This is a genomic window from Methylotenera sp. E1MeOHC1 (assembly GCF_058745595.1).
In genome coordinates this window covers 89,750-112,071 of the sequence record NZ_CP196025.1, presented here as the reverse complement: position 1 = coordinate 112,071, position 22,322 = coordinate 89,750, and the positions used below count along the sequence as shown (strand labels likewise).

Below are 22,322 nucleotides of genomic sequence, written 5' to 3'. Positions count from 1 at the left end.
GAAAATTTAGCTAATAATTCTTTTGCGTAGACCACTCTTTTGTGCGTACTCTTTAAATGTGCTAACTGGGCGATTATATCAGTTAATCCAGATTCACTCCTCTAGCCTTTACCCTCTGCTATGCTATGATTTCAACAATGTTTAAACTCCTACTCAAACCCCTCACTTTACTCCCGCTTCCAACTATCCATAAATTAGGTACCGCACTTGGTAACATCCTGTATTTATTGATGCCTCAAGCCAAGGCTGTCATTACAGAAAATTTAACGCAAAGCGGTTTAGTGCCCCAAGGCACCGAGATGAGTACGCTAATTAAACTGAACATGGCAGAGGCTGGGAAATCCCTACTTGAGAGCTTAGCACTATGGCAAAAAGATGAGCAGGAAGTATTATCATGGGTAAAACCTTGTACAGACTGGCATGTGGTTGAAGAAGCCATTGCAAAGAAAAAAGGGATTATTTTCCTCACGCCGCATATGGGCTGCTTTGAAATCACCTCGATTTTTTACGGTGCGCACCACCCTATTACCGTGCTGTATCGCCGCCCTAAACTACACTGGCTACACGCACTAACAGTGACTGGCCGTACCCGCCGACAGGTAAAGTTAGCGCCAGCCAACCTACAAGGCGTACGTAACCTAATACAAGCGCTAAAGCGTGGCGAGGCGGTTGGCATTTTGCCTGACCAAGTACCAGGCAGAGGTGAAGGCGAATGGGCGCCCTTTTTCGGCAAGCCTGCATACACCATGACATTGGTAGGCAAACTGGCAGAAAAAACTGGTGCTACTGTGATTATGGTGTTTGGCGAGCGCCTCAGTAACGGCGAGGGTTTTCAGGTACATATGACCAAACTTGAGGACGGTGCCATTGCCACCCCCGCATTGTTAAACCAAGCAATAGAGCAGCAAGTGAGCAAGAATATTACGCAGTACTTATGGCAATATCCTCGCTATAGAGTGAGAAACCGCGTACTAAAACGAGAACAGAAAAAGGCAGAAACCGAACTTTAAAACGCTAAGCTTAAAGCGACAGCTAGCTTAATGACATAGCCTGACTGCATGCAATCGCAACCAACGCCTTAATCTACTGAGGCATGCTCTTTTTGTAATCTCTTTTGAAATTTATCACTGTGAAATTTGGCGTATAACTTATCCGCTCTTGTTGCTACATTTTGCCAAAAGCCCAAGGTCACGCCATCAAAATTAGTTGCATAATGTCGCTTGAAGCGCAGGTAATCACGCGCAGTTAACCCAACATCCATACTAGAGAAATACAATCCAGCAATATCTTTCATCACCGCTTTCAGTGCGGGCTGCGCGCGAATCTGCATGCGATGCAAATCAATTAAGTACAACTTAATTTGGTTTTTCTGCAACGCCTGTGCATCTAAGCACAAATGGCAAAGGTAGAAGTCCCGATGATTCAGCCCACTTTTATGTAGATTTCTCGACAACTCAGCCACAGCAATGATTAAGCGTTTTTTAAACTCAGCATTCGGCGGGTTGCTTTTCCAAGCTGCACATAAATCTTCCAGAGAAATAATGTCGCCTAAATCTTTAGTGATGATAAAAGATTGCTGGGTCGCCGGATTGCAGCCACGCACTCCGTAACCAACCAAAGGTGTGGTGTCGATGCCAATTTCATTGAGTTTCCGAATCGCACTCACTTCTGTAAGTGCACCTAAAATTGGCACTTTAAAACTTAAAAAACTCTTAAAAATCTCGTTCCAGCCTACGCCAAAGTGCTGCTTAACAAAATAGCTTTCGTCACCAAACTGCACCTGCACAGTACGCCTGCCCGTGACGTTACGATACACCCGCCCCTGCAATTGCATGACTTGAGCAAAAGCATCCGCGCCTAAAAACTTACTGATAAAAGCCGGCAATTCTAGTTTAGTCAAGTGAGCTACCTCTGGTTTGCGCAAGCGCGATAATGTAATCCGCCTCAGCACTGTCTGACGATGTATTCTTGATATTGTTCGTGTAGTGCATACCGTTATCACGCCACTGTGCTTGCTGCGACGATTGCAGCATTTGCACTAATGCATGATTCATCTCAGTTTGGCTATACGGCGCAGGCAGCATCACGCCTGCATCCGCCTGTGCAATGTGCGGCGCATAACCGCAAACATCTGTCACCAACACCGGCAAACCAGCGGTCATCGCCTCAATCAACACCAGCCCAGCCAGCTCAGAGCGTGCAGGGTGCGCAAACACATCTGCGCCCACCATTAAATCCGCAACATCGGCACGGCCGCCTACATGCAGACATCGGTGTGCGATTCCTCGCTTTTCACAATAAGCCGCGATATTACTATTTGACTCATACTCCCCTATCGCAACCAGCCAGGTTTTACCTTGCAGCGCCTGAGGTAAAGCCGCCATAGCGTCGATTACCCGGTCCACTCCTTTGCGCATAAATGCAGAACCCACTGTCAGTACGATATTGGCATCTGACGGTAAGCCAAACTGCTGACGTGCGTAACTGCGGCACTGTTCACGATTTTTATTGGCAAATTTGTCCGATGGAATGCTGGGAGGGAGTAAATGAAATCTCGCATCAGGTGTGGCATACCACTGTTGAAAGCTAAGTTTCTCGCGCTCAGTGAGTAAGAGAATTTGGCAAGTACTTTGCGCCCCCATCACCGCTTTTTCTGCCGCTGCAAAAAAACGATAACGGCCGGTCAGGCGATAAAACCAGGATCGCTCTTCATACGCACGCTGAATGTAGCAAGGGTCTGCCGCGTAATACACATCCAAGCCCGCCATGCGATTAAAGCCGACGACTAAGTCCACAGGCTGCTGTTGCAACTTATGCTGCATTGCATCAATAAGCGACTGATGGCGCTGATGGTTTAACCAACCGCGGCTTGGCAAAATCTCCACGCGGATGCGTGCATCCGGCATATCGCCACGCCACTCACCTGTGTAAATAGTGACTTCGTGCCCAGCCCGCACACAGTCATGGGCGATACGCAACATATCGCGCTGTACGCCGCCATATGGAAACACTTTAAAAATGAGAAATGCAAACTTCAATGGGCTAACAGACTTTACACAGGTGATGAAAAAATCTAATTGTATGCGAAAATATCACATATGCTGAAACTGCTTATCGTTAAAACTTCGTCATTAGGCGATGTTATCCACAATCTACCTATTATCCATGACATCCGCACGCACTATCCGGATGCAGAGATTGACTGGGTGGTGGAAGAAAGCTTTGCTGACATTCCCAAACTGCACCCTGGGGTAAATCATGTGATTCCAGTTGCACTGCGCAGATGGCGCAAAGCAATTTTTAGCAAAAACACCTGGTCAGAAATTAATGCAGCAAAGCGCAGCATAGCCCAACAATCCTATGATGTAATTTTAGATACGCAAGGGCTGATAAAAAGCGGCTTGATTACATCAATCAGCCATGGGCACAAACATGGCTTTGATAAAAACTCCGCCCGCGAACCACTCGCCAGCCACTTTTACAACACTCGCCATCCAGTAGCGAGCAACCAACACGCAGTGGCCAGAGTTCGCGCATTAGCCGCCCTCAGCTTTGGCTACACAATACCTACTGACCTACCTAGTTACAGCATAATCGCGTCAGCGCAACCTAGCCTGAGCCTCAACGCTCCTTACGTAGTGGGTCTGCATGGCACTAGCCGCGACAGTAAACTATGGCCAGTCACGCATTGGATTAAACTAGGCACGGAATTAGCCAAACTAAATTTACAGCTCGTGCTGCCTTGGGCCAGCGCCGCTGAGTTTCAACGTGCACAGCAAATTGCAGGTGCGCTTAACAACGCCTCAGTATTGCCTAAGCAAAGCATTGCACAGCTAGCCACTATTATCAGCCAAGCCCAAGCTGCTGTCGGCGTTGATACCGGTTTATCACATTTAAGTGTTGCACTGAGCATTCCAACCGTTGCCATTTATACCGACACCAACCCTGCGCTTACTGGCGTCTATGCAGGCGCTCACGCCCCTGCCATTAACCTTGGCAACATCAATATAATTCCTGAACCGATACAGGTAACGGACGCCCTAAAAAATATTCTATAAAAATTTTGCAAGTTGGCTTGAATTTCAATTCGGCATCCCCACATTCACAGAAGTGTTAATAATGAACCGGGGACAAACATGCAAGACGAACAAGCTACGCCGCAACCTGAGCTAGAAACAACAACAGAAAATGTACAATCACCAGAGGCAAAAATTGCTGAACTGGAAGCTGCACTTGAAGAGGCAAAAGCCAGCGTACTTTATGTAAAAGCTGAAGGTGAAAACATCCGCCGCCGCGCGGTTGACGATATCGACAAAGCGCGTAAATTTGCTTTAGAGAAATTTTCAGGCGAGTTACTGGCAGTTAAAGATAGCTTAGATGCCGCGTTAGCAATTGAGGCGACTGAAGTGCAGAGCTACAAAGACGGCGTTGAACTGACCGCAAAACAATTATCCAGCGTATTTGAGAAATTCAACATTGCTGAAATCAGCCCATTGGGTGAAAAATTCGACCCAAATAAACATCAGGCAATTTCAATGTTAGAAAACAGCGGCGAGCCAAACACCGTGACTAGCGTACTACAAAAAGGCTACACCTTGAATGATCGCGTATTACGCCCTGCATTAGTGATGGTGGCCAAGTAATTCGTTTTTTCTAGATAAAAAGCACTTGAATTTAAAAAAACAATCTCCATCTAGCAAACAAGGTTATCAATTAAACTGCTTTTAAGCTTTAGCGCTAAAAGCAGTTGGAACAAATTTAAAGTAAAAGGAAATAAAATGGGAAAAATTATTGGTATTGACTTAGGTACAACGAACTCTTGCGTAGCCGTAATGGAAGGTGGCAAACCACGCGTGATTGAGAACGCTGAAGGCGCACGTACTACGCCTTCTATCATTGCATATCAAGAAGATGGCGAAATTTTAGCGGGCGCACCTGCAAAACGCCAAGCCGTGACTAACCCAAAAAACACGCTATACGCAGTAAAACGTTTGATTGGTCGCCGTTTTGAAGAAAAAGAAGTGCAAAAAGACATCGGCTTAATGCCTTACACTATTGCTAAAGCTGACAACGGCGATGCATGGGTAGAGGTGCGCGGTAGCAAAATGGCACCTCCACAAATCTCAGCTGAAGTTTTACGCAAAATGAAAAAAACAGCGGAAGACTACTTGGGTGAAGAAGTAACTGAGGCCGTGATTACAGTGCCTGCTTACTTTAACGACAGCCAACGTCAAGCGACTAAAGATGCTGGCCGTATCGCTGGTTTAGAAGTTAAACGTATCATCAACGAGCCTACAGCCGCGGCATTGGCTTTCGGTTTAGACAAACAAGAAGGTGACCGTAAAATCGCGGTATACGACTTGGGCGGCGGTACATTTGACGTGTCTATCATTGAAATTTCAAGCATTGATGGCGAGCATCAATTTGAAGTGCTTTCAACTAACGGCGATACTTTCTTAGGTGGTGAAGACTTTGATAATCGCTTAATCGACTTTTTGGCTGATGAGTTCAAAAAAGAAAATGGCTTAGATCTACGTAACGACTTATTGGCAAAACAACGTTTGAAAGAAGCGGCTGAGAAGGCAAAAATTGAGCTTTCTGGCGCACAACAAACGGAAGTGAACTTGCCTTACATCACTGCTGACGCAACTGGCCCTAAACACTTAGTGGTAAAAATCACTCGTGCAAAATTAGAATCATTAGTAGATGACTTGATCGAGCGCACCATGGCACCATGTAAAATGGCGATTAAAGACGCAGGCGTTTCAATCGACGAAATTACCGACGTGATTTTGGTTGGTGGTCAAAGCCGTATGCCAAAAGTGCAAGAAAAAGTAAAAGAAATCTTTGGTAAAGAGCCACGTAAAGACGTGAACCCAGATGAAGCTGTTGCAGTTGGCGCGGCGATTCAAGGTGGCGTATTGCAAGGTGACGTAAAAGACGTATTGTTGCTAGACGTGACACCATTGTCATTAGGTATTGAAACACTAGGTGGCGTGATGACTAAACTTATCAAGAAAAACACCACGATCCCTACCAAGGCATCACAAGTGTTCTCAACTGCTGATGACAACCAAAATGCAGTAACGATTCAAGTGTTGCAAGGCGAGCGTGAAATGGCGTCTGCTAACAAATCACTTGGTCAATTCAACTTGAGCGACATTCCACCAGCACCACGTGGTATGCCACAAATTGAAGTGACTTTTGATATTGATGCTAACGGTATTTTGCATGTTTCAGCAAAAGACAAAGCCACTGGCAAAGAAAACAAAATCACCATCAAGGCGAACTCCGGCCTTTCTGAAGAAGAAATCAAGAAGATGGAAGAAGATGCAATCAAGTACGCTGATGAAGACCGCAAGTTACGCGAACTTGTAGATGCACGCAACGCTGCTGATGGCGCTGTGCACTCTGTGAAAAAATCATTAACAGAACACGGCGATAAATTAGAAGCCGCAGAAAAAGAAGCAATTGAAACTGCAATTAAAGATCTGGAAGAAGCATTGAAATCAGATGACAAAGCTGAAATCGAAGCAAAAACAGAGGCTTTAACGACAGCGTCACAAAAACTAGGTGAGAAGGTTTACGCAGAGCAACAAGCGCAAGCAAACACTCAAAGTGCTCAACCTAGCCCAGAAGGTGAAAAAACCGTAGATGGCGACGTTGTAGATGCAGAGTTTGAAGAAGTGAAGAAAGACTAATTTTAGCGCTAGCTTATGGTCAATAGTCGTTAGCGTCAAAAGATGCTAACGACTTTTCCATTTAACCAGCAAGTCACAACTAACTACTACAGACTACATATATGGCAGCTAAAAAAGATTACTACGAGGTTCTAGGCGTTAATAAGGATGCCTCTGAAGAAGAGATTAAAAAGGCTTATCGCAAACTTGCGATGAAGTACCATCCTGACCGCAACCCAGACAACCCGAAAGCAGAAGATCAGTTTAAAGAGGCAAAAGAAGCCTATGAGATGCTCTCTGATGACCAAAAACGTGCAGCTTATGATCAATACGGCCATGCCGGTGTTGACCAAAGCATGGGTGGCGGTGCAGGCGGCTTTGGTGGCGCAGGCTTCGGCGATGCGTTCGGCGATATCTTCGGTGACATTTTTGGTGGCGGCGCGCGCGGCCAACGCAGCAACGTGTATCGCGGTGCAGATTTGCGCTACAACATGGAAATTTCGCTGGAAGACGCAGCCAAAGGCACTGAAACCAAAATTCGCATTCCAGTACAAGCCAAATGCGACCCTTGCAATGGCACTGGCGCAAAATCAGGCAAATCACCTGTCACTTGCTCAACCTGTGGCGGTCACGGCCAAGTACGTATGCAACAAGGCTTTTTCTCAGTACAGCAAACTTGTCCTAAGTGCCACGGCACAGGTAAAGTCATTAAAGACGAAGACAAGTGCCCTAGCTGCCACGGTGCTGGCCGCGTTAAACAAAACAAAACGCTCTCCGTTAAGATTCCAGCAGGTGTGGATGAAGGCGATAGAATTCGTTTAAGTGGTGAAGGTGAAGCCGGTGTTAACGGCGGCCCAACCGGTGATTTATATGTTGTGATCCACCTGAAAACTCACGAGATTTTCCAACGTGACGGTGGCAACTTGCACTGCGAAATGCCTATCAGCTTCAGCACCGCAGCACTCGGTGGCGAAATTGAAGTACCTACACTGGATGGTTCAGCAAAAATGAAGATTCCTGCTGAAACCCAAACCGGTGGCGTATTCAGATTACGCGGCAAAGGCATTAAACCACTACGCTCTAGTGAGTATGGTGACTTAATGGTGCATGTAGTGGTAGAAACTCCGGTAAAACTAACTACACGCCAAAAAGAACTGTTACGCGAGTTTGAAGAAAGCACGCAGGCAGACGCTGGCAAGCACAGCCCAAAAAATAAAAGCTGGGTAGATAAAGCTAAAGACTTTTTTGGATAATTAATGTTTAGATAAGTTGTTTAGCTAAACAAAATCTTTATGCTCAAATAAAAAGGCCTGCAATTGCAGGCCTTTTTATTTGACTCATGGCACGCTCTCAGCTTTATAGACAATCCTACCAACATAACAAAAAGGCGCTTCTAAAAACTCTTTAATTGATGTCGACTTTGGGCCGTTAGCAGTTATTAATGACCAATCCTACGCTTTAATTAAAACATGACCGCCATAACTTGGTAGTCCACGATTTCAAATTTCTATGTCCATAAAAAAGCCTGAATTATCAGGCTTTTCTACTAGTGCTTTATGCGGTTGGTGCTAGCTGTTTATGGGGTAAAACTAGTCGCTTATGGAGTGTCGCACAGGTGCCAAGAAGCTTTAGTTTAATCAATCTACTCTTAGTAATTAATATTCACTTACTTTCCCATCATGATTAGGCTATTATTTTTATAAAATATAAAAAGGATAACCAATGAAAGCCATTCAGGATGTTATTAATAATATTGAAAAAGTTATTATTGGTAAGCGGGAGGTTGTTGAGTTAGCCGTTATTTCATTGATCTCCCAAGGTCATGTTCTTATAGAGGATGTGCCAGGTACAGGTAAGACCATGATGGCACGTGCACTGGCCAAATCAATCGATGTCGACATGAAGCGATTGCAGTGCACTCCAGACCTGCTTCCTTCCGACATTACTGGAGTACCAATATATAACCAAAAGACCAGCGAGTTTGTCTTTCGTCCTGGCCCAGTATTCACAAACTTCCTGCTTGCTGACGAAGTAAACCGTGCAACCCCTAGAGCTCAATCGGCACTTCTAGAATGTATGGAGGAGTTTCGCGTCAGTGTAGATGGCGAAACACACGTTCTACCACCGTTGTTCATGGTGCTTGCCACTCAAAACCCCATTGATATGGCGGGAACGCATGTGCTACCAGAAGCACAACTTGATAGATTCTTTGTGCGCTTAAGCGTAGGGTATCCATCACTAGATGGCGAAATCAGCATCATGAATGCACAGACCTCTAAACATCCCATAGATGACCTTAAAGCGGTTGCCACTGAGGCATCTATACTTGAAGCCCGTGCAGAGGTAAGAAAGATTCATTTAAATGCAGACGTTGCTAGATATATAGCTGAAATAACTTCCGCAACTCGAAGCCATCCAGACTTAAGATTGGGAGCAAGCCCTCGAGGAACGCTTGCATTAGCTAGAGGTGCTAGAGCTTATGCGTATTTACGTGGGCGAGATTACGTTACGCCTGACATGGTGAAATCAATGGCTCATGCAGTCCTGGAGCATAGATTGATTATCCGCCCACAAGCTGCATCCTTAGGGAAAACAAGCAAAATTATTCTCAAGGAAGTGCTTAATCAGGTTACTCCGCCAATTTGATTTAGGATCAAAAAATGATTCTGAGTTCTATTAAAGAGCATCCAGTTTTACGTCACAAAAAGATTCTAATCATTACGGGGCTAACACTGGTCGCTTACTATATTGCTTTAAACCGAGAGCAAGCGTTTCCATGGCTCATCGCATCCCTGTTGCTATCCTCACTGATTGCTAGTTATTTTTTTCCACGCTTGCTTATTCGAAATGTATCAGTGTCTCGCACCGGGCCGGATAGAGCCAAAGAGAACGAACATATCTTTTTTGATATTAAAATCAGCAACCATGGAACCATCCCGCGATTCATGATTCAAGCTATAGATAAGCTACCTTTTATTCACAGTTTAGATGGCATTAAATCAAACGCTCAAATACTTGGTGTGGTGGCATATATTGGTAGCGGTGCAACGCATAGTTTTAAGGTCTCAGTGGGCTGTGAAAAGAGAGGGCTCTATCAATTAGGGCCTGTTGGCATATCTACGAGCTTTCCTTTTGGCTTACTAGAGGCCCATCAAAACAAAAATGGAGGAACCCAAACCCTCACGATATATCCCGACCTCTTTCCTATTGTACGTCTACCACTTTTAGGTACCCCCAGTGAGATTCACCGTGGTGGCTTTTTGTTACCGAAAGGTGCAGGCTCTGCCGAGTTTTCAGGACTGCGAGAATATCGTCAAGGCGATAATCCACGTCATATCCATTGGCCAACTACAGCGAGAACTAATGAGCTTATGCTCAAAGAATTTGAGCCCCTAGCTTCAGCCAATCTTCATATCATTTTGGATCAATCTAAAATCTCGAATGTAGGCACAGGTAAGCATTCTAGCTTTGAATATGCGGTCCGCATTGCTGCGTCAATCGCTAGATATGCAACTAACAACGGTATGTCTATCAATGTTTCACCGTATCAGGGAGAAGACTCGATAGGTTTGGGCTCGGGCGAAATGCATTTTCGAGAAATTATGGACTATCTCGCTATTATTGATGCCAATAGTGATGTCACTTATTCGACTGTCATACAAGAAGTAGCGATGTCAATGACTGAGGGGCAGACCGCTATCGTATTTCTCTCAGAACCAAGCGCTCGGGCTTCAGAGACACTCCAGTCGCTTGCCTTATTGAAAGCCAGAGGGGCAAATATTATTGCCATTCATTTAGATAGAGCTAGTTTCATGGGAACACACTCTGAGTCCCATTCGCTATGGACGGGTATATTTGATTTGGACATTGGCTATTTTTCGATTAGAAAAGATGACAACCTCACCAGTGCTTTTAACTCATGAGTATTGAACTAAAACATAAGTCCATTTACGTTGGATTACTTATTAGTCAGCTTTTAGCGGTGACTTGTAATGCATTTCTTGATATTCGGTATGGGTATTTTTCTTTCGAAATGTCTTTTTGGATTTTATTATATGGATATTCAATAAGAGTTGCGATAAAGCAGAATGGGGTCTTAACTGAATACGGCACGACAAGAATGCGCCGACTTGTCATTTTTGGCGCGGTTATCAGCATCTTTATCTTTATTCCCACATGGGGCATCTTTCGCGCCGTTGTTTACATCTTAGCTATATTGCAGGTTGCTTATAACTGCACCACGACAACGCGTAGGCAACTGTATCTTAGTATTTTAGTATCTTTGGTGATGGTCGTTTTTGCATCGTCTCACTATCGTGCAGATTGGACGATGTTGTTTTATTTGATTCCCTATGTCATTTTTGTGGTTGCTACTATCGTTGCAGAACAAATCAATAGCAAATCAGACGAGTTACGCACACGGAGCTTGTCAGCTCCAATACTAGTGGGGCAAACAATAGCAATAATCACAGCTACTTTATCGATTCTACTGCTGGGTTTTTTACTTTATTTAATCACACCTCAAAAAACGATTGACCAACTCAATCATACATTTGGCAACCCTACAGCCATTGGTGCTAGCCTCCATACATTGGAGGCAGGAGCAGGCAACCAGTCATACTTGCCCATTCAAGAGCCTGGCATGAAAAACTTACTATCAAATTGGCCGAGTCCAGATGAGATGCGTTTGGCAGCTAAGCGTGAAGGAATGCCTAAATGGCAGGCAGATGCAATCAACTCGCTCGCGGACATTTCAGGTAATTTAAGCAAAGGCTTTACGCAAACGAAAAAGCGTTTCGACAGCTTATGGGGTGCTTTTAAAAAGTGGATTGAAGAAAATCTACGACAGATAATTCAAGTAATGATTCTTTGCCTTCTGTTATGTTTGGCGATTGCTTTTATTTTTTTTACGCGGGAGTTAAAAGTAACCACTTGGATTAGATCGAGATTTGATTATCTATACTTAGGCATTTTTAAGATTCATTGCAAGCAAGGATATGCAATATCAAACTACTACTATGCAACCGAACGTTTATTTGAATTGCAGGACATACCACGACATCGCCGCATGACGGTTAAAGAGTATTTTGAGGAGGCTAGTAATTTCAATACTGAAATTAAAGCGGAGTTGAAGATGATAGCAAGAAGCTTTGAGGATTATCGTTATGGAGAAAAGCCATACAATAAAAGTGAATTAGAGACTCTCAACTCACTTTACAAAAAAGTCTATCGTACTTTATCTAAGTAACTAGACCTAAAGTAAAGCACAACTTCTAACGTCTGCTTGGGGCTGCTCTAAGTGGCTATCTAGCTCAGCCCTACGCGAGCTAGCTACACAGCAAAACATATCAATTTAAGAACAGATGTGCTTGCATCTGTTCAACAACAGCGTGACGTGATAGTTTTCGTATTGCCTTAGTTTCAATATAAATAAGAAGTAAACCGTTTCTACTAATTAAAAAGGAAAATGTGATGGTGACTACGACAACGAATAGTAATTGTGCTGATACAGGTAAACTCATACTACGTGCAACGCTGGCAATCCTGATTCTGTTACACGGCATTAGCAAGCTAATGAATGGCGCCGACTTTGTGACCGGTTTGGTAGCGCAGGCCGGCCTGCCCGCAGCGGTAGGTAATCTGGTTTATGTGGGTGAGGTGCTGGCTCCCTTGCTGGTACTGTTCGGCCTATGGGCGCGTATAGGCGGCCTTATCATCGCCATCAATATGGTAATGGCGATTCTGTTGGTGCATACCGGTGATCTTCTGCATCTTAACCAAACTGGCGGCTGGGCGCTGGAGTTACAAGGCATGTTCCTTGCCACGGCTTTAGCTGTGTTTTTCCTTGGTGCTGGCCGCTTCAGCATTCAAGGTAATGGCAATCGCTGGAATTAACAGAATAAATTGATGATGAAAGCGGGTTACTCGTTTCTGTAAGAGTGACTACGCTTTTACTTACATCAAACTTATATATTTAGCCCCTGAGGCACTAAGCCATGGGGGCTAAATATAGCAATACCAATCGCTGATATGCTTAGTTGGCTGCTCTGTGTTATTGATATGTGTAAGTAATTAAATATATTGAGATACCTAAAAACTTAGGTATCTAAGCGCAGCATTTAATTAATCAGTTTCAAGCTTCATTAGAACCTCTTCATCAGCAACCATATCCAAGACTTCCTCGGTAAACTCATCGGGACATTCGCTCGACCACTCAGCACCTGCTTTAAAGTCTGATGTCATCATAGGCAAGAAGCTCATGTGCATATACTGCCCATTATCCATCTTAATTGCTTGTACTTGGTCGGGATGCTCTACCAAGTCCCATGTGTCAGGAATGTCTAGCTCTAATTGGATTGTTACTAATAGTTTTTTCATGCGGTGTCCTTGTGTTAAGTTTTCTGTATTGATTTGGTCATAAAGATAGGGGGCGCCTGAAACATTGGCACATGCGCAGGCAATACGGTCTTAATGTTTATTAAATGTACCACTTAACTATATAAGTCATTCCTACCCCAAAAAACATAGATATAACAAAATAAATAAAGCTTTCGATTAATTCTTTCCTTAACTTTTGGCCATCTTCATTTAAATACACATTCGTTAAAACAATGAATGAGCCAATTGGTGGCATGTCTTGCAAGTTAAGGTTCGCATTTTTACACTTTATCATTTCAGTAAAAAATAATTGGTTGTTTCACTAAAAATGCCAAAACAATTAACCAACTACAAAAAAGAGAAGCAATCAAAAAACTAGCAATCATTCGTGATGCTCCTACAATTGATGGAAGGGAAGAGCTTGAATAAAACCTATAAAAAAATAATAAAGCTGTCATTTTTAGCCATAAATACTCTCTTTAAACTCGATTGATCAGTAACAAATGGGGTGATTCAGTTGTTGAAGTGGCGATGTGCAGCCACTCTGCCGATTATTTAAATATAAATGAGAGGAAGCATGTCAGAGCAGCCTATTAATGGAAACATATCTCTGGCTTCTTGATTTGGAAGCATAAAGCTGCCTTTAGGACAAAGTTATGCTTCCACAATTTGTCACTGAGATAAATTCCGCAGACTCTTCTGGAACCAATATATTGCCTTGAGACGTAGATTCCCACTAGATTTTCGAATTAATTTTTATTAATCAGAAAGCATTATTTTGCCATGGGACGATAGCGGTAGCATTACTTTGCCACGGGACGAAATTTAATATCGTAATACCCGCTTGTTTCAATCTTCATTTAGATAGACCCCCACTAACTTCTAGTTTTTTCTCAATTATTTTTGGAGTAATAAAATACGAGAGACTAGTTTCGGCCCAAAGCTGACATTCACGCCCTAGTTAGCCGGCGCTGGAGCGCGAAGCGCGTAGGCTAATTCTGTAAATATAACCTTGAACTGACTTGGTTTGAGTGCGCACTAAACTCTTGTAAGCACCCTTGGTAGTCCAGCTGAAATGTTTGGCTGCTATTCCCATAGTGCCTCTGGTAGGCGAGTTCCAGTGGACTTTGCTAGTTGATTGAGGCTCAAATTTATTGCTTCGTAGTCTTTTCTTCCCGCCATCAGAGCCCATGCAGCCTTAAGCTCCTTAACTTGTTGGTCTGATATTTTTGGCGCCAAAACAGTAACTCTCTGATTGAATGAGGCGTTAAGTTGAAGTTCAATGAAGTTGCTTGTTATGGAGCTGATCCCAGAAAGGAAAAATACGAATAGCAGTATGGCGCTTATGACCCTCTTATATCGTGCGGGCTGGGTGATTTTTTGGGCGTTCTTGTGTATAAATCTTGCGGACATGACTCCGGCCATGACGCCTGTTATTCCTGAAAGCAGGAATAGGAGTGTCATGAATGAGTATTTTTCTCGCAACCCCAGTGCGGCACTCATGTAGAGGGATTTTGTGAAGCTCTCTGATAAGTTCGCTCCAAGCCACATAATGCTGTTCGCTGACCATTTAAGTAATGGCTCTATGAATATAAGTACTAGAACTGATGTAATAATACTTACGATGAGATTTTTTTGGAAATTGGGGTCGTTGATCATATTTTTGGAAATTGCTGATACTGGAAGTATAACGTTTGAATTAAGGAGCGCCGTTAGGCGTCCCGCTTGAATGATGGGTTAGCAATCACCGAAATACTCGCTGAATAACCCCATCTCCATCTGTTTTGGCGGAATACCTGGGTCAAGGTAGGTGCTGATGTGACTGAAGACTTCATCAAGGTCTTTCAAGTCTGTATCGGTGAAATGAAGGACTGGGATCTTGTATTTCTTAAAATAAGCCCGAGCCTTATGTACCTCAGCTTCAAAATTTTCGCGCGCCTCCTTGTTTAATTCTATTAGAGTTTTATGTTTCCCAGAGAGGGCTCCATGCGTAGACCATGGTGAAATTTCGAAGCCTACCTTTTCCATTGTGAATGGATTGATGATGAGGAAATCTAGCCGATGCCTGTGCTTTCGCCCGCTACCGTCGTAACGAAGCTCAGGGATAAGAAGAGGAATATCGAGAGGGTGCTCAGATGACTCAACGAACTCGATGTATTTATCGACTATGCCGATCTGATACTGCGACTTCGTTAGTCGCGCCTGCGCCTTAAGAAATGCCAAGTAGTCCTCTTTCTTCGAGAATTCATACTTGTCGTCTTCGTCTGGATAACACAGACCAGTTTGAAGTACATGGCCGATTGTCCAGTATTTGAAGCGCACGGCCCTTATCTCGGATTTGTCATTTTCCCAAGCTGAACCATTCCATCGAGGAGTCACAAAGAGTCCATAGTGCGCGTCGTTGACGCCAAACCAAATCTCCGCATCTCCAGTCTCAGGACGTTTCTTACAAAGCTCGTTGTAGTGCTTCAGGAAACTTCTTCGCAAGAACATAAAGACGTATTTCTTGAAGCTCTTGTTCTTTTTGTTCTGAAGCAGCGTCTGAATTTCAACAGACGCTGACTTGGCTTGCTTTTCCATGCCAGCAATCCATTTATGTACGTAGTCTTCTGGCGTAGTAATGACCTCATGTTTCAAGTCAATGAAGTCGTCAGCCTTTGATCCAATGAAGGCATTTAAAGACGCTTCGTCTCTACGCCCTGACTCCTTGAAGCAAGCAGGTTGGAGAGGTTTCATCTCTTCAGTAATTTGTGCAATGGCCTTGTTTCGGGCTGTTACGTTTGGGTCGCGTTTTGCCATGGAGGAGCCTTGAGTTGAGAGTGCTTGTGATTGCTAACGTTTGAATTAAGGGGCGCCGTTAGGCGTCCCGCTTGAATGATGGGTTAGCGATGGCTGAATACTTTCTCGTAGCCACTGAACCAGATTATTGGGAATCGCGAACGCTCCATCTTCAAGACCACCGATAAGGACACCTAATTCTGGACGTAGCAACTCGACAAGTTGTGCGCCAGTGACCTTTATTGCTTCACCGCTTTGTACATTATCGAGACGCTCCAAGTGCTCAGAGATAAGAACATAGGGCTGGTTGTCGACAGGATTGTTGAAAACGGAGAATCTAAAATCTTTCGTTTTTGGCTCACTGTCATGACGAATAATAACTACAAAGAATTGTGTATTCACAAACTGTTCCCAAACCGGCATTAGCTCGTTGGTTTTCTTCGATGCATAAAGTACGGATTCGAAGATAGTTTGTGCTGCTTGTGTCGTGGGCGTGGCAATCGCCATAAGACCCAGGGCTGCACCGATAGTAGAGAAGAGTTTTTTCATGATCGCTAACAGTTAATATAGAGACCCATGGGTCCGTATATTAATAATTGAAAATTCGTGGCACATGGCTGGAATCCCTTGTCTTTTCTTAGTTTTATTGTTTCTCGGTCTCTATATTGAAATATTAATATAGAGACGCAGCATGATCGAATTGATTGTAATTGAATTTGAACAATTATTAAATAAATGACTGACCGCTTTGGGCCGAAATTAGTCACTCAGGTTTAATCACTTTAAAAATAATCTAATTTTTTGAGAAAAACCTACACTGCTATTTAGGCGCGAACTGGTTCACGACAAATTTAGACATGCCAATCGCCAACTCCTCTTCCCCATAAAACACTGTACCTAATTTATCTTTGCGCAATAATTCGGACTCATCTTCATTATGTGTCCGTAACACAATCTCAATTTCAGGTCTAAGCGCTTTCGCAGTATCCACCATCTTGCGCACGTCAATCGGCTCTGGCGTTGCTACGACTAACATAGAGGCATTCGCAATATGCGCCTGGATTAACACCCCAGGTTCAGACGCATTACCTGAAACGGCAGGAATGCCTTTTTTCCTCAAGCTTTCCACAATGGCACGATTTTGCTCGGCAACCACAAAAGGGATATTATGCTCTTTTAGCTCGTTGGCAATCCGGCTACCAACCCGTCCATAGCCCACAAGCACTACCTGCCCTTCTAAATATTTACGCTCAGTACTCATGGGTAGTTCAGCAAATGGGTCTACCCTTTGCTCTAACTCTCTCGCCAAGCTGGAGAGGCCTACCAGCCACTTTCTAAATGGCTTAATGGCTGAGAACAACAAAGGATTAATCGCGATAGAAATTAATGCACCAGCCAGAATCAGGCTCATGCCTTCGGCTGGCAAAATACCGAGCGACACACCTAGGCCAGCCAAGATAAAAGAGAACTCACCGATTTGCGCAAGGCTTGCAGCTACGACTAGCGCTGTATTAAGCGGGTAACGGAATGCTAGTGTAATCGCCATCGCTGCTATTGACTTACCAACAACAATTACCGCAACTACCGCAAGCACGCTCAATGGCTTAGTTAGCAGAATTGACGGCTGAAACAGCATTCCCACTGAAACAAAGAAAAGCACCGCGAATGCATCTCTTAGCGGCAATGACTCCTGCGCGGCACGATGGCTAAACTCAGACTCACGCATCACCATGCCCGCAAAGAATGCGCCTAACGCAAACGAAACACTAAACAGCACTGCGGCACCGTAGGCAATACCAATAGCGGCCGAGATCACAGATAGCGTAAAAAGCTCACGTGAGCCTGTTTTAGCTACGTGCCATAGCAGCCATGGCAACAAACGCTTACCAACCACTAACATAATCACGATGAATGCCACTACCTGCAATAGTGTCAGGCCGAGGGTTTGCCAAATCGAGGTTGCTCCGCCATCCACCGCCGTACCACCTAATAAACTTGCCAACGGAGGTAACAGCACAAGCACCAGTACCGTCAGCAGGTCCTCCACCACTAACCAGCCTATCGTAATTTTAGCGTTGATGCTTTGCATCAAGTTTCTGGATTCCAACGCTCTTAGCAGCACCACTGTACTGGCGCAAGACAATGCTAGGCCAAATACCAGCCCTTCACCAAACGTCCATCCCCAAGCGTTGGCAACGTACATGCCAAGTACAGTAGCGATACTCATTTGCACAATTGCACCCGGTATTGCGATACGCTTAACCGACATTAAATCATCAACGGAAAAGTGCAGCCCCACGCCAAACATGAGCAACATGACGCCGATTTCTGATAATTGAGAGGCAATATGGGCATCGGCCACAAACCCAGGGGTCGCAGGTCCAATCACCATGCCGGCGACTAAGTAGCCCACCAAGGCAGATAGCTTAAAGCGCTCGGCAATAAAACCAAAAATTAAAGCAAGGCCAAATCCGGCGGCGATAGTACTAATGAGTGTGACGTTATGATCCATAGGCCTTTACAACTTTATCGAGCCAACTTATCAGTTGGCGTTTATTTGAATTATTTTCTTGATGATGTTTTAAGCACTGGTACTGCAAGCGTTTTTACTTGCCTAACACTTTAGCTCAGTGGCCGCCTGACATAGCAATACGCATCAAGCAGCTTTATTATGACGACCAATTAAATGTCGTACATATAGCAGACAAGGGGCATCTGCATATCGTTCTTATTATTTAGATTAAACTTTGGAGTATCGCGCCCAACTCTGCCTCAATATCAGAAAAGTCCTGATAACTACGCCCTGCGCTACGGCCATACCAGTACTTGCTATTCCACTCATCGCCTTCTATTTTATGCAGCACCGCATGCAGCCAATTAGCGGAGGGGCTACTACAGTCTTGCGCGACCTGATGCGCAGCATCCCAATCCCCCGCCTGTGCGGCCTGCACTGCTTTGAGTAAAGCTACTTTATCCATCATTAACACCCTCAAAAAAATTGAGTTTTTTATGTCTGGGTAGACTTTTCAACTGCGCCTCGGCAACGCTTGCAGTCGAGCGATCTGGATAAGGCTTTGAAGCTAGAATTTTAATAGGCGGGTTGGCGCGGGTATAGCGCGCGCCTTTACCGGCCACATGCGCAGAAAACCTTGATGCTAAATCATTGGTAATTCCTGCATAGTAAGCACCGTTCTTACATTCCAGCAGGTATAAGCACCAAGTCATTTCACCAGCATTAACATGAATTCTTGTTGGCAATTAAACGGGCAACACCATGCACGCCCTTTGCCGATAAGAGTTAAAAAGTACCGGCCTGAATGAACTCGACTTTGTAACCATCCGGGTCTTCAATAAATGCAATCACGGTTGTGCCGTGCATCATCGGGCCAGCCTCACGCACCACTTTGCCGCCAGCATTACGCACAGCTTCACAGGCTTTGTAAGCATCATCAACCTCGATGGCAATATGGCCGTAAGCCTTGCCCATGTCATAGCTTTCTACACCGTAGTTGTAGGTCAACTCTAATACGGTATGGTCACTCTCAGCACCATAGCCCACAAAGGCCAAGGTAAATTGACCATCTGGGTAATCATGCTGACGTAACAACTTCATGCCTAACACTTTGGTATAAAACTTAATTGAGCGCTCCATGTTACCAACACGAAGCATAGTATGTAGCATGCGCATTTGCTTATCCTTATTATTAATTAGATGCTGTTAATTGATGATATTTTTCAAGAAGTTGCTCTTTAGATTCCACTTTATCTGGGTCTAGCGGAATACAATCTATCGGGCACACCTGCTGGCATTGCGGCTTATCATAGTGCCCTACACATTCGGTACATAAATCCGGGTTGATCTCGTAGATCTCTTCACCCTGATAAATTGCACTATTCGGGCATGCCGGCTCGCACACATCGCAATTAATGCATTCATCTGTAATCATCAACGCCATAAACTAAAGACTCACTTTTAATTTTTTCACAATCGCATCTTCAACTGATTTAGACACGAACTGATCTACCGCACCGCCTAATTTAGCCACTTCACGCACCAAGCTTGAAGACACGAACATATATTGCTCTGAAGGCGTTAAAAACAGGGTTTCTAGTTTTGGATAAAGCTTACGGTTCATACCAGCCAGTTGAAACTCGTACTCAAAGTCAGAGGCTGCACGTAGGCCGCGAATCACAACCTGCGCAGCTTGGTCTTGCACAAACTGCATCAGCAAACCGCTAAAACCAACGACTTTTACATTGTTGTAAGAGGCGAACAGATTTTGTGCCAGTGCAACACGCTCTTCCAAATTAAATAAGGTATTTTTATTGGTACTACCCGCTACCGCGACCACAACCTCATCAAACAAATAGGCGGCGCGGCGCACAAGATCTTCATGCCCCAACGTAATCGGGTCAAAAGTACCGGGGTAAACAGCAATGCGTTTTTTAGTTTGTGTCATCGCGCAATTTTATCAGATGATAAAAGACATTACCTGCTTTACTCTGCTTAAATACTTGCCAAGTTTCGTCATCGGCCAATGTATATTCAGCCTCCACATAGACCACGCCTTGTGCATTTAAATGCTTAGCCAGTTGTGCTAACACTTTATCCAGCCAGCCTTGGTGATATGGCGGGTCCACAAAAACCACATCAAACAACTCCTGATTTTTATCTAAAAAAACCAAGGCATCCATGTTAAGCACCTGCGCGGCATCGGCTTTGAGCATAGCCTTATTGTCTAACATAGCGCGATATACTGCGGTGGTTTTCTCTACCAACACCACGGACTTAGCATTGCGCGATAGCGCTTCAAACCCCATCACCCCAGTGCCGGCAAATAAATCTAAGCATTTTTTACCGGTTAGGTCTTGCCCCAGCCAGTTGAATACCGTTTGCCTGACGCGCTCTGGCGTTGGGCGTAAGCCTTGTGCATCAGGAAACTTGAGTAAACGGCTCCGCCATTCTCCCGCATTGATGCGTACAGTATTTAGTTTTTTTTCGGCCATATTAAATGCGGTGCGATTAATTGCAATAAAACCGCATTTTACTATCAATTCTCATCACACCCCATGCCAATTAAAACCCTTGCTACCATCGCAATAAAAACCGGCCACTGATTTAAACATAGCAAGATGACACAACAGTTACTGCGCGCTAGGGTCGCCCACAATCACTGTAACAAAGTTTTGCGGATTAAGGCGGCGATTAAAAGCGTCTTTAATTTGCGCAGCGGTCACGTTTTCTACGCTTTTATTGTACCCATCCAAATAATTCAACGGTAATTTATAAAAACCAATCACACTCAAATAATCTAAAATCTTCTTATTGCTATCAATACGCATAGGGAAACCACCAATGATATTGGCTTTGGCAGCCTTAAGCTCCGCCTCGGTAACACCATTTTTAAGAAATTTTTCCAGTGTTTCACGCACCAGCGCCAATGCAGCCTCGGCTTGATCTTTTTTGGTTTGCAAACCAATCTGGAACGGCCCTGCCTCAGCCATAGGCATGAAATAACTGTACACGCTATACACCAAGCCTCGCTTCTCGCGCACCTCTTCTGTCAGCCTAGAGACAAACCCACCACCCCCTAAAATATAGTTACCTACATACAATGGGAACAGATCAGGGTCATTACGTTTAATGCCTGTATAGCCCAATAAAATATGCGATTGAGATGCCGGGTGCGCAATACGCTGCTCTTTTGCCTGGCTTGGTGCAGCAACAGCCGCAATCGGCGCTGGTGCAGGCGATGCTGGCAGCCCAATGCTGATGCTTTCAGCAATCTGCTGCGCTTGCTCGCGCGTCACATCGCCAATAATTGCAATGACCGCGCCCTTGGCGCCGTAATATTGCTGATAGAACTTGCTTAAATCATCACGCTTAATGGCTGCTACGGTATCAATTTCACCGCTATCATCCAGACTGTACGGATGCGCACCATACAGTGCTGTCATAAACGCTTTGCTTGAAATACTTTCTGGCTGAGTGGCAGACTCTTGCAAGCCTGAAATTATGCGTGCTTTTTCACGCGCCAGCACTGCATCGGGAAAGTCTGGCTTTTGCAGAATCTGCGTAAACACATTAAGTGCCTGCAAGCGCTCGCGCTCACTGCTTAAAGTACGTAGCGATAATGCAGCACGATCTGCATCAAAACTACCGCCCAACACTGCGCCTACGTCGGCAAATTTATTGGCAATCGCTTCATCGTTCATGCCGGCGGCACCTAGTGTCATCAAGTAGCGCGTAATGCTTGCTACGCCAGACTTTTCTGCCGTATCACGTGCACTGCCCGCCGCAAAATTTACGCTAAGGTCTAAAATCGGTAAGTCATGATTTTCTACGAAATACACCGCTGAGCCGGCAGTGGTTTGCCACTGCTCAATCTTAACCGCTGCTTGTACGCTGGTTGCTGAAAACATTGCCCCAGTGCTGACAATTAAAAAACCAGATGCCACTATTCTTTTTATATATTGCAAACTCAT

At 44.5% G+C, this 22,322-nt stretch carries 23 protein-coding genes; 9 read left to right on the top strand and 14 right to left on the bottom strand.

All coding sequences use genetic code 11. The features are described 5' to 3' along the window. Window positions 1–137 precede the first annotated feature (137 nt). On the top strand, window positions 138–1,010 hold the full coding sequence (locus ACSSU7_RS00475) for a lysophospholipid acyltransferase family protein (RefSeq protein WP_492516801.1): 873 nt from the start codon (window positions 138–140) through the stop codon (window positions 1,008–1,010). A gap of 68 nt (window positions 1,011–1,078) precedes the next feature. Here ACSSU7_RS00475 and rfaP read toward each other — a convergent pair whose 3' ends face one another. Both rfaP and ACSSU7_RS00465 read right to left on the bottom strand, forming a co-directional pair. Then, on the bottom strand, window positions 1,079–1,900 hold the full coding sequence (rfaP, locus tag ACSSU7_RS00470; protein ID WP_492516800.1) for a lipopolysaccharide core heptose(I) kinase RfaP: 822 nt from the start codon (window positions 1,898–1,900) through the stop codon (window positions 1,079–1,081). Further along, entirely contained in the window at window positions 1,893–3,038 is a 1,146-nt protein-coding gene (locus ACSSU7_RS00465; protein WP_492516799.1) for a glycosyltransferase family 4 protein, read from the bottom strand. Before ACSSU7_RS00465 ends, rfaP begins: the two co-directional genes overlap by 8 nt. A 60-nt stretch (window positions 3,039–3,098) precedes the next feature. On the opposite strand from ACSSU7_RS00465, the gene waaC reads away from it, so the two are divergent. The 8 genes from waaC to ACSSU7_RS00425 all read left to right on the top strand — a co-directional run bounded on the left by waaC (window position 3,099) and on the right by ACSSU7_RS00425 (window position 12,575). Then, the gene (gene waaC / locus ACSSU7_RS00460) at window positions 3,099–4,058 is read left to right on the top strand and encodes a lipopolysaccharide heptosyltransferase I (RefSeq protein ID WP_492516798.1); all 960 of its coding nucleotides are present in this window, start codon (window positions 3,099–3,101) and stop codon (window positions 4,056–4,058) included. A gap of 78 nt (window positions 4,059–4,136) precedes the next feature. Then, window positions 4,137–4,643 carry a nucleotide exchange factor GrpE gene (grpE, locus tag ACSSU7_RS00455; RefSeq protein ID WP_492516797.1) on the top strand — a complete coding sequence of 169 codons (507 nt, stop codon included), beginning with the start codon at window positions 4,137–4,139 and terminating at the stop codon, window positions 4,641–4,643. A gap of 135 nt (window positions 4,644–4,778) precedes the next feature. Then, entirely contained in the window at window positions 4,779–6,701 is a 1,923-nt protein-coding gene (gene dnaK, locus ACSSU7_RS00450; protein ID WP_492516796.1) for a molecular chaperone DnaK, read from the top strand. 101 nt (window positions 6,702–6,802) lie between these two features. After that, the gene (gene dnaJ / locus ACSSU7_RS00445) at window positions 6,803–7,933 is read left to right on the top strand and encodes a molecular chaperone DnaJ (RefSeq protein WP_492516795.1); all 1,131 of its coding nucleotides are present in this window, start codon (window positions 6,803–6,805) and stop codon (window positions 7,931–7,933) included. 469 nt (window positions 7,934–8,402) lie between these two features. Next, window positions 8,403–9,326 carry an AAA family ATPase gene (locus tag ACSSU7_RS00440; RefSeq protein ID WP_492516794.1) on the top strand — a complete coding sequence of 308 codons (924 nt, stop codon included), beginning with the start codon at window positions 8,403–8,405 and terminating at the stop codon, window positions 9,324–9,326. 14 nt (window positions 9,327–9,340) lie between these two features. Further along, a complete protein-coding gene (locus tag ACSSU7_RS00435; RefSeq protein ID WP_492516793.1) occupies window positions 9,341–10,603 on the top strand; it encodes a DUF58 domain-containing protein in 1,263 nt (420 codons plus the stop codon). After that, entirely contained in the window at window positions 10,600–11,928 is a 1,329-nt protein-coding gene (locus ACSSU7_RS00430; protein WP_492516792.1) for a DUF4129 domain-containing protein, read from the top strand. Before ACSSU7_RS00435 ends, ACSSU7_RS00430 begins: the two co-directional genes overlap by 4 nt. 224 nt (window positions 11,929–12,152) lie before the next feature. Beyond that, entirely contained in the window at window positions 12,153–12,575 is a 423-nt protein-coding gene (locus tag ACSSU7_RS00425; protein WP_492516791.1) for a DoxX family protein, read from the top strand. A gap of 228 nt (window positions 12,576–12,803) precedes the next feature. Here ACSSU7_RS00425 and ACSSU7_RS00420 read toward each other — a convergent pair whose 3' ends face one another. The 12 genes from ACSSU7_RS00420 to ACSSU7_RS00365 form a co-directional block, all read right to left on the bottom strand. Then, window positions 12,804–13,058: a hypothetical protein gene (locus ACSSU7_RS00420; RefSeq protein WP_492516790.1), complete on the bottom strand. Its 255-nt coding sequence runs from the start codon at window positions 13,056–13,058 to the stop codon at window positions 12,804–12,806. Between the two features lie 1,086 nt (window positions 13,059–14,144). Then, a complete protein-coding gene (locus ACSSU7_RS00415) occupies window positions 14,145–14,717 on the bottom strand; it encodes a hypothetical protein (protein ID WP_492516789.1) in 573 nt (190 codons plus the stop codon). 78 nt (window positions 14,718–14,795) lie between these two features. Beyond that, window positions 14,796–15,857 carry a hypothetical protein gene (locus ACSSU7_RS00410; protein WP_492516788.1) on the bottom strand — a complete coding sequence of 354 codons (1,062 nt, stop codon included), beginning with the start codon at window positions 15,855–15,857 and terminating at the stop codon, window positions 14,796–14,798. A 45-nt stretch (window positions 15,858–15,902) separates the two neighbouring features. Next, complete coding sequence (locus tag ACSSU7_RS00405; protein WP_492516787.1) at window positions 15,903–16,385, bottom strand: hypothetical protein; 483 nt, start codon at window positions 16,383–16,385, stop codon at window positions 15,903–15,905. A 271-nt stretch (window positions 16,386–16,656) separates the two neighbouring features. Next, window positions 16,657–18,348, bottom strand: a complete 1,692-nt coding sequence (locus ACSSU7_RS00400; RefSeq protein ID WP_492516786.1) for a cation:proton antiporter domain-containing protein — start codon at window positions 18,346–18,348, stop codon at window positions 16,657–16,659. A 223-nt stretch (window positions 18,349–18,571) separates the two neighbouring features. Continuing rightward, window positions 18,572–18,817 carry a hypothetical protein gene (locus ACSSU7_RS00395; RefSeq protein ID WP_492516785.1) on the bottom strand — a complete coding sequence of 82 codons (246 nt, stop codon included), beginning with the start codon at window positions 18,815–18,817 and terminating at the stop codon, window positions 18,572–18,574. Then, window positions 18,807–19,061, bottom strand: a complete 255-nt coding sequence (locus ACSSU7_RS00390; RefSeq protein WP_331020175.1) for a GIY-YIG nuclease family protein — start codon at window positions 19,059–19,061, stop codon at window positions 18,807–18,809. Before ACSSU7_RS00390 ends, ACSSU7_RS00395 begins: the two co-directional genes overlap by 11 nt. 73 nt (window positions 19,062–19,134) lie before the next feature. Continuing rightward, complete coding sequence (gene gloA, locus ACSSU7_RS00385) at window positions 19,135–19,524, bottom strand: lactoylglutathione lyase (RefSeq protein WP_492516784.1); 390 nt, start codon at window positions 19,522–19,524, stop codon at window positions 19,135–19,137. Between the two features lie 16 nt (window positions 19,525–19,540). Next, window positions 19,541–19,792 carry a YfhL family 4Fe-4S dicluster ferredoxin gene (locus tag ACSSU7_RS00380; RefSeq protein WP_331020173.1) on the bottom strand — a complete coding sequence of 84 codons (252 nt, stop codon included), beginning with the start codon at window positions 19,790–19,792 and terminating at the stop codon, window positions 19,541–19,543. Between the two features lie 3 nt (window positions 19,793–19,795). Next, the gene (coaD, locus tag ACSSU7_RS00375) at window positions 19,796–20,296 is read right to left on the bottom strand and encodes a pantetheine-phosphate adenylyltransferase (protein ID WP_492516783.1); all 501 of its coding nucleotides are present in this window, start codon (window positions 20,294–20,296) and stop codon (window positions 19,796–19,798) included. Further along, window positions 20,283–20,843 carry a 16S rRNA (guanine(966)-N(2))-methyltransferase RsmD gene (gene rsmD, locus ACSSU7_RS00370; protein WP_492516782.1) on the bottom strand — a complete coding sequence of 187 codons (561 nt, stop codon included), beginning with the start codon at window positions 20,841–20,843 and terminating at the stop codon, window positions 20,283–20,285. The genes coaD and rsmD overlap by 14 nt, the downstream gene beginning before the upstream one ends. Before the next feature lie 138 nt (window positions 20,844–20,981). Next, window positions 20,982–22,322, bottom strand: coding sequence for a M16 family metallopeptidase (locus ACSSU7_RS00365; protein ID WP_492516781.1), 1,341 nt, complete (start codon window positions 22,320–22,322; stop codon window positions 20,982–20,984).

Coding starts and splice junctions, on each gene's coding strand:
- dnaJ (WP_492516795.1), top strand. CDS start 6,803: ATGGCAGCTAAAAAAGATTACTACGAGGTTCTAGGCGTTAATAAGGAT.
- ACSSU7_RS00435 (WP_492516793.1), top strand. CDS start 9,341: ATGATTCTGAGTTCTATTAAAGAGCATCCAGTTTTACGTCACAAAAAG.
- gloA (WP_492516784.1), bottom strand. CDS start 19,524: ATGCGCATGCTACATACTATGCTTCGTGTTGGTAACATGGAGCGCTCA.
- waaC (WP_492516798.1), top strand. CDS start 3,099: ATGCTGAAACTGCTTATCGTTAAAACTTCGTCATTAGGCGATGTTATC.
- ACSSU7_RS00425 (WP_492516791.1), top strand. CDS start 12,153: ATGGTGACTACGACAACGAATAGTAATTGTGCTGATACAGGTAAACTC.
- ACSSU7_RS00410 (WP_492516788.1), bottom strand. CDS start 15,857: ATGGCAAAACGCGACCCAAACGTAACAGCCCGAAACAAGGCCATTGCA.
- ACSSU7_RS00395 (WP_492516785.1), bottom strand. CDS start 18,817: ATGATGGATAAAGTAGCTTTACTCAAAGCAGTGCAGGCCGCACAGGCG.
- ACSSU7_RS00365 (WP_492516781.1), bottom strand. CDS start 22,322: ATGAGTTTGCAATATATAAAAAGAATAGTGGCATCTGGTTTTTTAATT.
- ACSSU7_RS00390 (WP_331020175.1), bottom strand. CDS start 19,061: ATGACTTGGTGCTTATACCTGCTGGAATGTAAGAACGGTGCTTACTAT.
- ACSSU7_RS00400 (WP_492516786.1), bottom strand. CDS start 18,348: ATGGATCATAACGTCACACTCATTAGTACTATCGCCGCCGGATTTGGC.
- grpE (WP_492516797.1), top strand. CDS start 4,137: ATGCAAGACGAACAAGCTACGCCGCAACCTGAGCTAGAAACAACAACA.
- ACSSU7_RS00475 (WP_492516801.1), top strand. CDS start 138: ATGTTTAAACTCCTACTCAAACCCCTCACTTTACTCCCGCTTCCAACT.
- ACSSU7_RS00420 (WP_492516790.1), bottom strand. CDS start 13,058: ATGAAAAAACTATTAGTAACAATCCAATTAGAGCTAGACATTCCTGAC.
- ACSSU7_RS00415 (WP_492516789.1), bottom strand. CDS start 14,717: ATGATCAACGACCCCAATTTCCAAAAAAATCTCATCGTAAGTATTATT.
- ACSSU7_RS00440 (WP_492516794.1), top strand. CDS start 8,403: ATGAAAGCCATTCAGGATGTTATTAATAATATTGAAAAAGTTATTATT.
- dnaK (WP_492516796.1), top strand. CDS start 4,779: ATGGGAAAAATTATTGGTATTGACTTAGGTACAACGAACTCTTGCGTA.
- ACSSU7_RS00405 (WP_492516787.1), bottom strand. CDS start 16,385: ATGAAAAAACTCTTCTCTACTATCGGTGCAGCCCTGGGTCTTATGGCG.
- ACSSU7_RS00380 (WP_331020173.1), bottom strand. CDS start 19,792: ATGGCGTTGATGATTACAGATGAATGCATTAATTGCGATGTGTGCGAG.
- coaD (WP_492516783.1), bottom strand. CDS start 20,296: ATGACACAAACTAAAAAACGCATTGCTGTTTACCCCGGTACTTTTGAC.
- rsmD (WP_492516782.1), bottom strand. CDS start 20,843: ATGGCCGAAAAAAAACTAAATACTGTACGCATCAATGCGGGAGAATGG.
- ACSSU7_RS00430 (WP_492516792.1), top strand. CDS start 10,600: ATGAGTATTGAACTAAAACATAAGTCCATTTACGTTGGATTACTTATT.